The 11,968-nt window shown below is 72.6% G+C and carries 13 protein-coding genes; 5 read left to right on the forward strand and 8 right to left on the reverse strand.

Annotated features, from left to right (window positions below):
- Positions 1 to 27: 27 nt before the first annotated feature.
- Positions 28 to 456 carry a MerR family transcriptional regulator gene (locus tag AB0M52_RS21770; protein ID WP_363956550.1) on the reverse strand — a complete coding sequence of 143 codons (429 nt, stop codon included), beginning with the start codon at positions 454 to 456 and terminating at the stop codon, positions 28 to 30.
- Positions 457 to 461: 5 nt separating this feature from the next.
- Positions 462 to 794 carry a hypothetical protein gene (locus AB0M52_RS21775; protein ID WP_363956513.1) on the reverse strand — a complete coding sequence of 111 codons (333 nt, stop codon included), beginning with the start codon at positions 792 to 794 and terminating at the stop codon, positions 462 to 464.
- A gap of 167 nt (positions 795 to 961) precedes the next feature.
- On the opposite strand from AB0M52_RS21775, the gene AB0M52_RS21780 reads away from it, so the two are divergent.
- Complete coding sequence (locus AB0M52_RS21780; protein WP_363956516.1) at positions 962 to 4,228, forward strand: putative Ig domain-containing protein; 3,267 nt, start codon at positions 962 to 964, stop codon at positions 4,226 to 4,228.
- Here AB0M52_RS21780 and AB0M52_RS21785 read toward each other — a convergent pair.
- The 3 genes from AB0M52_RS21785 to AB0M52_RS21795 all read right to left on the reverse strand — a co-directional run bounded on the left by AB0M52_RS21785 (position 4,221) and on the right by AB0M52_RS21795 (position 6,463).
- Positions 4,221 to 4,655 carry a hypothetical protein gene (locus AB0M52_RS21785; RefSeq protein WP_363956520.1) on the reverse strand — a complete coding sequence of 145 codons (435 nt, stop codon included), beginning with the start codon at positions 4,653 to 4,655 and terminating at the stop codon, positions 4,221 to 4,223. The genes AB0M52_RS21780 and AB0M52_RS21785 overlap by 8 nt on opposite strands.
- Positions 4,656 to 4,866: 211 nt before the next feature.
- Complete coding sequence (locus AB0M52_RS21790; protein ID WP_363956523.1) at positions 4,867 to 5,907, reverse strand: hypothetical protein; 1,041 nt, start codon at positions 5,905 to 5,907, stop codon at positions 4,867 to 4,869.
- A 16-nt stretch (positions 5,908 to 5,923) separates the two neighbouring features.
- Entirely contained in the window at positions 5,924 to 6,463 is a 540-nt protein-coding gene (locus AB0M52_RS21795) for a hypothetical protein (protein WP_363956526.1), read from the reverse strand.
- Between the two features lie 226 nt (positions 6,464 to 6,689).
- On the opposite strand from AB0M52_RS21795, the gene AB0M52_RS21800 reads away from it, so the two are divergent.
- The 4 genes from AB0M52_RS21800 (at position 6,690) to AB0M52_RS21815 (ending at position 10,359) form a co-directional block, all read left to right on the forward strand.
- The gene (locus AB0M52_RS21800) at positions 6,690 to 7,790 is read left to right on the forward strand and encodes an L-dopachrome tautomerase-related protein (RefSeq protein ID WP_363956529.1); all 1,101 of its coding nucleotides are present in this window, start codon (positions 6,690 to 6,692) and stop codon (positions 7,788 to 7,790) included.
- A gap of 141 nt (positions 7,791 to 7,931) precedes the next feature.
- Positions 7,932 to 8,657, forward strand: coding sequence for a DUF998 domain-containing protein (locus tag AB0M52_RS21805; protein ID WP_363956532.1), 726 nt, complete (start codon positions 7,932 to 7,934; stop codon positions 8,655 to 8,657).
- A 29-nt stretch (positions 8,658 to 8,686) separates the two neighbouring features.
- On the forward strand, positions 8,687 to 9,058 hold the full coding sequence (locus AB0M52_RS21810; protein ID WP_363956535.1) for a YciI family protein: 372 nt from the start codon (positions 8,687 to 8,689) through the stop codon (positions 9,056 to 9,058).
- Between the two features lie 23 nt (positions 9,059 to 9,081).
- Positions 9,082 to 10,359 (forward strand): DUF6596 domain-containing protein, encoded by a 1,278-nt coding sequence (locus AB0M52_RS21815; protein WP_363956538.1) that lies wholly within the window; start codon positions 9,082 to 9,084, stop codon positions 10,357 to 10,359.
- Between the two features lie 25 nt (positions 10,360 to 10,384).
- Here the strand turns inward: AB0M52_RS21815 and AB0M52_RS21820 are convergent, their stop codons facing one another.
- The 3 genes from AB0M52_RS21820 to AB0M52_RS21830 form a co-directional block, all read right to left on the reverse strand.
- Positions 10,385 to 10,603 carry a hypothetical protein gene (locus tag AB0M52_RS21820; protein WP_363956541.1) on the reverse strand — a complete coding sequence of 73 codons (219 nt, stop codon included), beginning with the start codon at positions 10,601 to 10,603 and terminating at the stop codon, positions 10,385 to 10,387.
- Between the two features lie 79 nt (positions 10,604 to 10,682).
- The gene (locus AB0M52_RS21825) at positions 10,683 to 11,306 is read right to left on the reverse strand and encodes a copper resistance CopC family protein (protein ID WP_363956544.1); all 624 of its coding nucleotides are present in this window, start codon (positions 11,304 to 11,306) and stop codon (positions 10,683 to 10,685) included.
- Positions 11,307 to 11,676: 370 nt separating this feature from the next.
- A partial coding sequence (locus tag AB0M52_RS21830) for a methyltransferase domain-containing protein (protein ID WP_363956547.1) occupies positions 11,677 to 11,968 on the reverse strand: 292 nt, incomplete at its 5' end.

Raw genomic sequence — 11,968 nt, forward strand, 5'->3', positions numbered from 1 at the left:
CCCGGCGACGGCGGGGAAGTTACGTGATCAACGGGCGTCGGCATCGGGACCTCCGGCGATGGTGGCGAACGGGATCGGGCAGCAGGGTTGCCCGGCGCAGGCGACCAGGTCGTCGCAGCCGGCGTCGACGGCCGCCCGGAGCGTGCCGGCGATCACCTCGAGGTCGGCGATCTTCGCCTCCACCTCGGTCAGCTTGGCGCGGGCGCGGGCCCGCAACCCCGCGTCCGTCCCGCGGTGCCGGTGCCGGCCGGCGGCCAGCAGTTCGACCACCTCGTCAAGGGTGAACCCGAGCCGCTGGGCAGCCTTGATCACCCGAAGCGTGGTGACCGCCTCGGCCGGGTAGAGCCGGTGCCCGCCCAGGCTGCGTCGTGGCTGGGCGAGCAGGCCCCGGCGTTCGTAGTAGCGCAGTGTCTGCGGGTTCACCCCGGCCGCCGCGGCGACCTGGCTGCTGCGCATCCCGGTCACGAGCGCAACCCGGCGGCGGCCCGCCCGGCGAGTGCGGCCAGGACGTCGCTGTGCGCGACCGGTACCTCCACGTCGACCTTTACGGCGTCGGCGACCGGGGTGACGGTGAAGGTGAAGAATGAACAGCATTCGTTCTCCCGCCGGGTCAGGTCGCGGGCGGTGGCCTCGGCGGCCGGGTCGAGCCGCCACCGCAGCCGGGTCGGAGCCAGCAGTTGCTGACCGAGCAGCGCGGTGGCGAACAGCCCGTCGAACTCCGCCAGCCGCGTGGGCGTCTCGATGGTGGGCAGGGTGCACGCCTCGGGCACCCAGGCCGGATCGTTCGTGGTCATGCCTTGACGGTAAGGCCGTACCTGGGTACCGGATACAAGCCCGCCTGGCGCATAGAACTTGACGACCCATTGCCGGCCGACAAATGTCTGTTTTGACCTATTTTGCTCTATGGCGGCACATACAGTGTGGTTCGGGGTTGGTGAGGAAGCTGAGCAGGGAGGGGCTCATGTCGTTCGCGCGCTGGTGGCGCCGGGTACTGGCCACGGCGCTGTCGGTCGCCCTGAGTGTGGGAGCCGTGGTGGCTCTTCCGGGCGTGGCGGCGGCGGATGGCTCGGTATTGTTCGACCAGCCGTTTCGCAACAACACCCCGAACGGCCTCGGCGCGGTGGCGGTACCCGGCGTGCCCTCGGGCACGAACAGCAACAGCGCCTGCTTGAGCGCGGCGGGCAACACCACCGTCGGTCCCCTGCTCAGCTGCCCCACCAGCACCGACGCGCAGGGTTCCGGCAAGCTCCGGCTGACCCCGGCATCCCTCAGCCGGCAGGGCGGGGTGTTCGGCGCGGTGAGCGTGCCGACCTCGCAGGGGCTCTACGTCACGTTCAACGCCTACCAGTACGGCGGCAGCAGCCCCGGGGCGGACGGCATCGCCTTCGTGCTCGCCGCGGTCGACCCGGCCGACCCCCGCTCGCCGTCGGCCATCGGCCAGCCGGGTGGGTCGCTCGGCTACTCGGCCGCGTACAACGGCGGCTCGGTCGGTCTCTCGAACGGATACCTGGGCATCGGCTTCGACGTCTACGGGAACTACAGCAACAGCGTCTACCAGGGCACCGGCTGCACCAACCCGGCGTACATCTCGACCAACAACGGGCGGGTGCCGGGCCAGGTCGTCATCCGCGGGCCGGGCCGCAACGGGGTCGGCTACTGCGCGATCAACAGCACCGCCACCAGCACCTCGTCGGCGGCGATCCCGCTGCGCGCGAACACCCGGACGGCCTCCGTGGTGCCGGTCGAGGTGGTCGCCAACACCACCAGTTCGCCGTACACCACCAGCACCGGGATCACCGTGCCGGCCGGCCAGTACGCGGTCCGGTTCACCCCGGTCGGCGGGACGGCCCGGACGCTGTCCGGCACGCTGCCTTCGGTGTCGTCGAGCCTGTACCCGTCGCCGACCTGGCTGAACGCCAACGGCATCCCCCGGCAACTCGCCTTCGGCTGGGTCGGCTCGACCGGTGCCGTCACCGACTTCCACGAGATCGACAACGCCCGGGCGGTCAGCTTCAACCAGGTGCCGGACCTCAGCGTGAGCCAGACCAGTTCGGTCGGGGCCAGCCCGCAACCCGGCGACCCGGTCACCTACACCGTCACCGCCCAGGTCGATTCCGGGACCAGCGAGCCGTCGCCGATCCTGTTGACCCAGACCCTGCCGGCCGGGGTCGTCCCGCGCGGCGCCACCGGTACCGGCTGGGCCTGCGGTTCGCCGTCGGGTCAGAGCATCACCTGTACCAACAGCAATGTGCCGTTCCCGGCCGGCGCCGCCCTGTCGCCGGTCACCGTGGTGGCGACGGTTACCGGTAGCGGGGTGACCCCGACGTTGATCCAGACGGGAACGGTGGCCACCGCGTCGTCGATCGACGCGAATCCGGGCTACGCCTCGACCACCACGGCGGTCACTCCGCTGACCGCGCCCTCCGCCGTCACCGTCACCCCGGCGCTGGGGTCGATCTCCGGCGGCGGGGCGGTCACCGTTCGTGGCAACAACCTCGCGGGCGCTACCGCGATCACCATCGGTACGGCCGACGAGCAGACGACCGGCGCCTCGGCGGTGCTGCTGCCATGCGCCTCCGGCCCGGCCGCCGGCTGCTTCACCGTCAACAGCGACGGCAGCCTCGGCATCTCCTCGATGCCCGCCCGGTCCGGCCCGGCCCCGGTGACCGTCGCCGTCGCCACCCGTGGCGCCGCCGGCTCGGGTAGCTACGTCTACGCCGCCCCACCGGCCACCCCGGCCACCCCGACGGCCGTCGCCGGCATCACCAGCGCCACCGTCTCCTGGGCCGCGCCGGCGGACAACGGCAGCCCGATCACCGGCTACGTCCTCACCCCGATCCGGGACGGGGTGACCCAGCCGACGGTCACCTTCGACACCTCCACCACCATCCGTACGCTGACCGGGCTGACCGCCGGATCCCAGTACGCCTTCCGGGTGGCGGCGACCAACGCCTTCGGCACCGGTACGGCCAGCCCGTCCTCGACACCGGTCGTGCCGTACACGGTGCCAGCCGCACCGACCATCACCTCGGCCACCGCCGGCACCAACTCCGCCACGGTGACCTGGAGCGCGCCGGCCGACGGCAGCTCGGCGATCACCGGCTACCGGTTGACCCCCTACCTCGCCGGAACGGCGCAGACCCCGCTGAGCCTGCCGGCGACACCGACGTCCAGGACCGTCACCGGCCTGACCGCTGGCACCGCGTACACCTTCCGGATCGCCGCCGTCAACGCCGCCGGCACCGGCCCCGACTCGGCGCAGTCCCCCGCGGTCACGGTCAACGCCCCGCCGGCCCTGACCTTCCCGCCCCCGCCGGCCGGTGAGGTCGGCGCCGGGTACCGGGTCGCGCTCACCGTGGCCGGCGGCACCGCGCCGTTCGCCTGGTCGGTGAGTGCCGGCGCGCTGCCGGCCGGGTTGACCCTCGATCCGGCCAGCGGGTTGCTGTCCGGCACGCCCACCGCGGCGGGCAGCTTCTCGTTCACGATCCGGGTGACCGACGCCAGTGGCTTCTCCGACACCCGGCCAGCCACTCTGGCCATCGCCGCCGCGCCCAGCCTCAACTTCCCGTCGCCTCCGGCCGGCAAGGTGTTCACCCCGTACGCCTACCAGCTGACCGTGACCGGTGGCACCGCGCCGTTCGCCTGGTCGGTGAGTGCCGGTGCGCTGCCGGCCGGGTTGACCCTGGACCCGGTCACCGGGTCGCTGTCCGGCACCCCCACCGCCGCCGGGACCTTCTCCTTCACGGTCCGGGTGACGGACTCGTTCGCGCAGTCCGCCACCCGCCCGGTCAGCCTGGTCATCGCTCCGCTGGCCGGGTTGGCGATCAGCGTGCCGGCCGCCGCCTCCCTCGGCCGGGCCACCCCGGGCTCCCCGCCGCTCGCGGACCGGCTCGGCCTGGTCACGGTGATCGACGACCGAGGCCCGAGCGCCGGCTCCTGGACCGCCACCGTCTCGGTGACGGCCTTCACCACGGGTTCGGGTTCGCCCGGTGAGACCATCCCCCGTTCCGCCGTCAGCTACGCCTCCGGTCCGGCTGTGAGCACCACCGGTTCCGGGGTGTTCCTGCCGCAGCCCGGCACCGTGCTGGACGTGCCGCGTACCGCCGCCGGGTGGTCCGGCCCGACCGGCGCCAACTCGGCCAGCTGGAATCCCGTGCTGTCGGTGACGCTGCCCCAGCAGGCGGTGGTCGGGGCCTACCGGGCTACGGTGACCCACTCGGTCATCTGACCGTCCGGCGGCGGCCGAGCGCGGCGAGCACCGCACCGGCGGCGACCAGCAGGGCGGCCAGGGCCAGCAGCGGGCCCGGTCCCGAGTCCGATCCGGTGACCGGCAACGGTTGTTTGGACGGGTCGGGGGTCGGCGATCCGGTCGGGTCGGGGGTCGGGCTGCCCGACGGCGCCGGCACCACCTCGAACGTGACGCCGGTCGAGCCGGCCGGCGCCGTCGCCACCGGCTCGGCCAGCGATCCAGCCGAAAGCCCGGCCGGCCGTTCCCCGGCGTTCCACCGCGCCCCGGCGGCCGTCGCCGGTCCGGCGGCGAGCACGCCGGCCACGACCAGGCCGGCGACGGCCGACCAGCCGAGTGCCACCGCACGGACCGTGGAGACGTTGCGGATCCGGACCACCATCACGACCTCCATCCGGGCGTACGCCACCGGCCCCGGAACGGTGGCCGGCAGGATCGATCAGCGCGTGGGGATGCGGCGGGCCGTGCCGAACGGTGCCGCAGAGAAACGCGAGACTAATCCTATATGCCCAATTATGGGAGGATCTCGGCTTTCGTGATGGAGGCGCGAATCGGCCCGACCGCTTCCGAGGAGGCGGCCGGGCCGCAGGAGGACGCCCGTTCCGGCGGGCGCTGGCTGGTCAGGCGGTTTGCCGGTCCGGTGCGGCGGTCGCCGGTTGATCCGGCGGGTCGTCGCCTTCCTCGCGGCGGGACCGCCGCCGAGCCAGGTGCCAGGCGGCGAACACGACGAGGATCGCCAGCGCCGCCAGAGTCCCGAGTGAGTACACCAGCCAGCCCGGCTTCGCGGTCTCCATCGCGGCGCGAGTCGTGACCGGGAGGGTGATCCGCCCGTCGGCGGTGCGTTCCACGACCCCGCTGGCCAGGACCAGCCGGGCGTCCCAGACGCCGGCCGGCAGGGACTGGTCGACCTCGATGCGAACCTGGCCGCTCTGGCCGGGCGGGATGGTCACCCCGTTGGTCACCTTGAACGGACCGGCCCGGATCGACTTCTTGGTCAGGGTCAGCGTCCCGGTCATGTCGAGGGCCCGTCCACCGGTGTTGGTCACCCGCGCGGTCACCACGGGGAACTCGCCGGTGCCCGGCTCGGCCGCCACGTCGTCGATCCGGAAGTCCGTCGGCGGTTCGCCGCCCGGCCCGATGTCGAGGTACAGCCGGATGCCCACCCGGTGCACCTGGGTGACGTTGCCGCTCCGCTCCGGCGCGCTGGAAACCTGCGCCCAGATCGCGCCGTACCGTTCACCCTTGGACGCGGTCCTGGGCACCTCGATGTCGACGTCGACGGGTTTCCGCTGGCCGGGCGCGAGGTCCAGGTTGGCCGCCCCCAGGCTGACCCAGTCGCTGAGCTCGTTGCCGCCGCGTCCTTCGGAGACGGTGAACGCGTTGCCCTTGATGGCGGCGGCCCCGGCGTACAGCTCGATCTGCTGGCGGTCCGGCGAGTCGTTGCTGACCTCGACCCGGCGGCTGATCGTCGCACCCGGCTTCACATGGTCGATGACGTAGACGTGGGCTCGGGGGTCGTCGACCCGCGCGGCCGGGATTTCCAGCAGGCGGAGTCCGATGCCGTCCCCGTCCCGCCCGGCTGCCTGCCATTGCTCCTGCCCGGCGACGGCAGGTGCCGCCGGCACTCCGAACGCCACGAGGGCGACGGAGGCCAGCGGCACCAGCCGGCCGAGGAGGCTAGAGCACCGAATGTGTCACCGTCCCGGTGTAGGTCCCCCGGACGGTGGCGGGTGGGATGTTCACCACCAGGGTCGGGTTCCAGGTGGCGAAGTTGTTGCCGGTGCCGCCGGTCTTGCTGAACGCGGTCCGCGGCACGTTGATGATCTGCTGGTCGCCGGGGGTCGGCTGGCCGGGTGTGAAGGTGCCGGTGCCGGCCGTTGCCGTGGCCGGGCCGGACCAGTAGCTGACGTTGATGTTCGGAATCGTCTCCCCGGAGGTGCCACCGCCGGTGGAGAAGTCGGTGGAGATGACGGAGGCGGTCCAGTTCGGGGTGATCGACGAGCGCTGGTCGAGCACCGTGACCGGGCCGAGCAGGCCGGAAACCGAGCTGCCCTCGACGCCGTGGCCGATGTTCGCCGAGGCGGGCACGGTGATCGACAGGCCGCCGGTGGCGTCCACGGTCAGCGTGACGGTGGTGTCCTCCGCATGGGCGGGTGCGGCGAGTGCGGCGGACGCGGCCACGCCCGCCAGGGCGGCGGCGAGAAATCTCTTTCGCATCAAGGCTCCTTCGTTCATGCGTTTGCTGGAGGCGGCATCTGGAGACTAATGGGCTTTATGTTCACTTCGATGGGTGTTCACGCCTTAAGTACCTCTATGGGCTGAAAGTCTGTTTCGGGTAGGCGCGTCGGGCCGTCAGTGTCTCCGCCTGCGCGGGCCGGCCGGTGCCACGTTTGTGCCGGTTGGCGGCGGGAACGGGGGCCGCACCGAGAGTCAGGAGCAGCGCATGAGCGAACCCGCGTCGGCTGAGCCCGTCGGCGAGCTGGAACTCGTCCACGCCTTCACCGGGCCGATGCCGACCGGCGTGAGCGTCTCGCACACCGGCCGGATCTTCGTCAACTTCCCGAGGTGGGGTGACGACGTGCCGGCCACCGTGGTCGAGCTGCGCGACGGCCGAGAGGTGCCGTTCCCGGACGAGGCGTGGAACCGGCCGGGCAGCGACGACGACCCGGATGCGTTCGTCTCGGTGCAGAACATCGTGGTCGATCCCGCCGACCGGCTCTGGGTGCTCGACACCGGCAGCCCGATGTTCCAGCCCACCCGGCCGGGCGGCCCCAAGCTGGTCCGCGTCGACCTGGACACCGACACGGTCGCCCAGGTGATCACCCTTCCGCCGGACGTGGCGCTGCCCACCACGTACCTCAACGACGTCCGGTTCGACCTGCGGCGCGGGGCTGCGGGGATCGCGTACGTCACCGACTCGGCGGTCGCCGGGCCGAACGGGATCATCGTGGTCGACCTGGCCACCGGTGCGTCGTGGCGGCGGCTGCACGACCATCCGTCCACCAAGGCGGAGCCTCCGTCCACCTTCCGGCCGGTGGTGGAGGGACGCCCGTTCGAGGAACGGCCGGTCGACGGGCCGCCGCAGCCGGTCATGATCGGCTCCGACGGGATCGCCCTCTCCGCCGACGGCTCCCGGCTCTACTACTGCCCGCTCGCTTCCCGCCACTGGTACAGCGTCGCCACCGACGCTCTCGCCGACGTCTCGGTCGGCGCGGACGAGGTCGCCGCGACGGTGGTCCACGAGGGCGAGAAGGGCGGCGGGTCCGACGGCCTGGAGAGCGACGACGCCGGGCGGGTCTACCTCACCTCGTACGAGCACAACGCGGTGCTGCGGCGCCGCCCGGACGGCGAGTACGAGACCGTGGTGCACGACCCCCGGCTGCTCTGGCCCGACACCATGTCGGTGGCCGTCGACGGGCACCTCTACGTCACCGCGAACCAGCTGCACCGGCAGGCCAACTACCACCGTGGGAAGGACCTGCGCCGCAAGCCGTACGCGCTGTTCCGTACCCGGATCGACGCCGGGCCGGTGCTGCTGCGCTGAGGGCCCTCAGCTGCCGGCGCGGGCCCGTGGAAAAAGTTCCGCGAAAAAGTTGGGCGGTGGTGTCGAATCCCGGTCCTCCCGTTCGAGCTTCCCGGTAGAGGGGCCGAACGGAGCGCCCCGAAGGGGAAGGGAGACCGGGCGATGTCCCGTACCAGCAACTCAAGCACGGCAGATCCGCACGCCCGCCGGGCGGCGGCCCGGTCGAGGAGCGGCCCGCTCGGGCCCGAGTCCGACCCGACCATGGGCAGCCGCCTGCTGCTCCTTGGTGCCCTGGCCGGCCCGGCCTACGTTCTGGTGTCGCTGGCCCAGGCACTGAGCCGGGAGGGGTTCGACCTGACCCGGCACGCGTGGAGCCTGCTGGCCAACGGTGACTGGGGCTGGATCCAGCTGACCAACCTGATCGTGACCGGCCTGCTGGTGATGGCGGGCGCGGCCGGTCTTCGCCGGACCCTCCAGCCGGGTGTCGGCGGCACCTGGGCACCCCGGCTGCTGGTCGGCTACGGCGCGAGCATGGTCGCCGCGGGGATCTTCCGCGCCGATCCGGCCCTCGGTTTCCCGGCCGGCACACCGGCGGACGCCGCCACCGTGAGCTGGCACGGGATGCTGCACTTCGGATCGGGCGCGGTCGGCTTCAGCTGCCTCGTCGCGGCGTGCCTCGTGCTGGCGCGCCGCTTCGCAGCCGACGGGCTGCCCGGGTGGGCGGCGTTCTCGCGTACCACCGGGGTGCTGTTCCTCGTCGGGTTCGTCGCGATGGCCGCCAGCGGTGGGCGCGTCGCCGCGAACCTGGCGTTCACCGCCGCCATCCTGCTGGCCTGGGCGTGGTTGTCGCTGACGCTGCGCCACCACCACCGCGCCGTGACCCGATAGCTGCCAACCCCTGACAGAAGGAGCTAGCGATGCGATACCTGGCACTGCTCAAGGCCGCCCGGCCCGACACCCCGGCACCGCCGGAGCTGATGCAGGCGATCATGAAGCTTGGTGAGGAGGCGACCGTCGCCGGTGCCCTGCTCGACCAGGGCGGGCTCGCGCCGAGCACGGCCGGCTGGCGGGTCGACGTGTCCGGCGGAGACCTGGCCGTCACCGACGGGCCGTTCGCCGAGGCGAAGGAGATCATCAGCTACGCGGTCTACGAGGTACGCACCAGGGAAGAGGCGGTCGAGTGGACCTCGCGGTTCATGAGGCTGCACCGCGACCTGTGGCCCGGCTGGGCAGGTGAGAGCGAGGTGCGCAAGGTGTTCGGGCCGGAGGACTTCGCGCCGCCCGCCTGATGGCGGTGGTTGGATCGGTAGCCGTGACGGCTACCGATCCAACCTCCGAGGACGCGACGCGGGCGACCCGCCGGGCCGTCGAAGCGGTCTGGCGGATCGAATCGGCCCGGCTGATCGCCCGGCTGGCCCGGCTGGTCAGGGACGTCGGGCTGGTTGAGGAACTGGCGCAGGACGCGCTGGTCGTGGCGCTGGAACGCTGGCCGGAGACCGGCGTACCGGACGATCCCGGCCGGTGGCTGCTGGCGACCGCGAAGCACCGGGCGATCGACCTGCTGCGCCGGCAGGAGCGGTACGCGAAGAAGCTCGCGCTGCTCGGCCGGGACGTGCAGATCCAGCAGGAGTACGCGGAGGCGGAGTTGGACGCCGCGCTGGACGACCACATCGGCGACGACCTGCTGCGGCTGGTCTTCACCGCGGCCCATCCCGTGCTCTCCACCGAGGCGAAGGTGGCGCTGACGCTGCGGCTACTCGGCGGCCTGACCACCCCGGAGATCGCCCGCGCCTTCCTGATCCCGGAAACCACCGCCGCCCAACGCATCGTGCGCGCCAAACGGGCGCTCGCCGCCGCGAACGTGCAGTTCGAGCTGCCCAACCCCGCCGAACTGCCCGACCGGCTCTCCTCGGTGCTGGAGGTCGTCTACCTGATCTTCAACGAGGGCTACTCGGCGACCAGCGGTCGGGATTGGGCCCGCCCCGAGCTGTGCCACGAGGCGGTGCGGCTGGGACGCATCCTCGCCGGGCTGCTTCCCGACGAGCCCGAGACGCACGGCCTGCTGGCCCTGATGGAGATCCAGGCGTCCCGCCTGCGGGCCCGGGTCGACGCCGCCGGGCAACCGGTGCCCCTGCTCGACCAGGACCGCCGGCTGTGGGACCGGTTGCTGGTCCGCCGTGGCCTGGCCGCGCTCGCTCGCGCCGAGTCCCGGGGAGTGGGTCGCTACACCCTGCAGGCCGCGATCGCGGCCTGTCACGCCCGGGCCGCCCGCGCGGAGGACACCGACTGGCCCCGGATCGTCGCCCTGTACGAGGTCCTCGCCCATGTCCAGCCGTCCCCGGTGGTCCTGCTCAACCGGGCCGCGGCGGTCGGTCTGGCCGGCGATCCGGCCCGGGGCCTGGCCCTGCTCGACTCGCTGGGGCAGGAGCGGGCGCTGCGCGACTACCCGCAGCTCCCGGCGGTACGGGGCGAACTGCTGGCCCGGCTGGGCCGGGCCGACGAGGCGCGCGACGAGTTCGCGCGGGCCGCCGACCTCACCCGCAACGACGGCGAACGCGTGCTGTTCCGCCGTCGGGCGGACGCCCTGTAGTCCCGCCCGCTTTCCGGCCGCCGGCCTAGCGGTATCGGCCGGGTCCCTTGCCGTACATCAGGTAGAACATCGGCCCGACCGGGAACGACAGCACGATGATCAGCGCCCAGGTGCTGCGGTCGAAGTAGCGCAGTTGGTGGTCGCTGGTGCGGGCGAGATCCGCCAGGAGGCGCCGGTCGAACCAGACCACCATGCTCAGGATCGCCGCAGCGGTGATCAGGACGAGCGTTCCGTTGTCACCCATCGTCGCCTCCGCCTCGGCCTCCGATCCGGCAGTCAGCTCCCAGTATCCGCCGGGCCGGTTCACGCGTGGAGGTGGGTGCTCAACTGGTGGCGCGACGGCGCAGCAGGAACACCACCGCGCCGGCAACCGCGAGGACCAACACCCCACCGCCGGCCAGCAACGCCAGCGCGCCCGGCCCGCCACCGCTCGATCCGCTCGCGACCGGACTGGCCGACGCGCTGGACGCGGCGGCGGAGGTCGCCACGGCGGATGGCGTGGCCGCCGCCTCACTCGCCTCCGGGCTGGCGCTGACGGTGGGTTCGGCGCTGGCGGTGGGATCGGCGACGGTGAACCGGTACGACCCCTGCACCGGGTGCCCGTCAGTGGAGACGACCCGGTACGCGACCGTGTAGGTGCCGTTGGCCAGCGGTGCGTCGATGGTGACCGTGCCCTTGGTGCCGGTCACCTCCGGCTCGCCGGTGGCCACCTTCTGCTCGGCGGCGTCGCTGAGCGTGATGGTGGTGAAGGTCGGGTTCAGCTTCTGCATGAACTCCAGGGTGATCTTGACCGGCGGGGTGGTCAGCTTGGCGTCCTGGGCGGGACTCGCCTTGCGCAGGACGTTGTGCGCGTACGCGGGGGAGCCCGGCCCGAGCAGCAGGGCCGTGGCGGCCAGCGCGGCGGCGAGCAGGCCCGCGGTGAGCGGGCGGCGGAGACGGATGGGCATGGCGGTCATTCTCCTGGTCAGTCGAGCAGTTGCTGGCCGATCCAGCCGCCCTCCGGGCAGCCGGCCGCGCCGGCTCACCCGCCGGCCAGGCGCACAAACCGGCTGGACATGGACCTCCTTTCGAAGATCGACGTCATCAGGTTGGTCGGCCACACCCACCCGGAAGTTCCACCCGCTGCGGGTAACCCGGGTCACCCCAGCCCGCGAAGCCCTCGCCGCCCGCGATCTTGCACTTTTCGTCGCCGCGAAAGCGAGCAAAAGCCCCACAAGGGCGACCCAAAGTGCAAGATCGCCGGGGCCGGGGCCGGGGCCGGGGGCGGGGGCGGGGCCGGGGGCGGGGCCGGGGGCTTCGTGGGCTGGGTGTGGGTGGTTAGGAGGTGCGGGTGGCGGTGGCGAGGAAGCGGTGGGGCGGGTCGTCGTAGGTGTCCAGGTGCCATCCGGTCCGGCTCGTGCTGGCTCGCAGCGGGGTTTCGGCGAGGGGTTCGTCCGGTCGTAGGGTGCGGCCGTGTCGGGCGGCGAGGGTGGCTCGGCCGGAGGGGTGGAAGAGGACGAGCCGGCCGCCGGGCCGGGTGATCCGGGCGAGTTCCCGCAGGCCGGCGTCGGAATCGGGAAGGTGGGGAAGCAGCCCGGCGGCGAAGATCGCGTCGACCCTGGCGGCGCAG

Source organism: Micromonospora sp. NPDC051296, from assembly GCF_040682255.1.
Classification (GTDB): Bacteria; Actinomycetota; Actinomycetes; order Mycobacteriales; family Micromonosporaceae; genus Micromonospora; species Micromonospora craterilacus.

Excerpts from the sequence above, each read along its gene's own strand:
- AB0M52_RS21800 (WP_363956529.1), top strand. The coding sequence starts at position 6,690 with ATGAGCGAACCCGCGTCGGCTGAGCCCGTCGGCGAGCTGGAACTCGTC.
- AB0M52_RS21805 (WP_363956532.1), top strand. The coding sequence starts at position 7,932 with ATGTCCCGTACCAGCAACTCAAGCACGGCAGATCCGCACGCCCGCCGG.
- AB0M52_RS21775 (WP_363956513.1), bottom strand. The coding sequence starts at position 794 with ATGACCACGAACGATCCGGCCTGGGTGCCCGAGGCGTGCACCCTGCCC.
- AB0M52_RS21820 (WP_363956541.1), bottom strand. The coding sequence starts at position 10,603 with ATGGGTGACAACGGAACGCTCGTCCTGATCACCGCTGCGGCGATCCTG.
- AB0M52_RS21770 (WP_363956550.1), bottom strand. The coding sequence starts at position 456 with ATGCGCAGCAGCCAGGTCGCCGCGGCGGCCGGGGTGAACCCGCAGACA.
- AB0M52_RS21810 (WP_363956535.1), top strand. The coding sequence starts at position 8,687 with ATGCGATACCTGGCACTGCTCAAGGCCGCCCGGCCCGACACCCCGGCA.
- AB0M52_RS21795 (WP_363956526.1), bottom strand. The coding sequence starts at position 6,463 with ATGCGAAAGAGATTTCTCGCCGCCGCCCTGGCGGGCGTGGCCGCGTCC.
- AB0M52_RS21780 (WP_363956516.1), top strand. The coding sequence starts at position 962 with ATGTCGTTCGCGCGCTGGTGGCGCCGGGTACTGGCCACGGCGCTGTCG.
- AB0M52_RS21825 (WP_363956544.1), bottom strand. The coding sequence starts at position 11,306 with ATGCCCATCCGTCTCCGCCGCCCGCTCACCGCGGGCCTGCTCGCCGCC.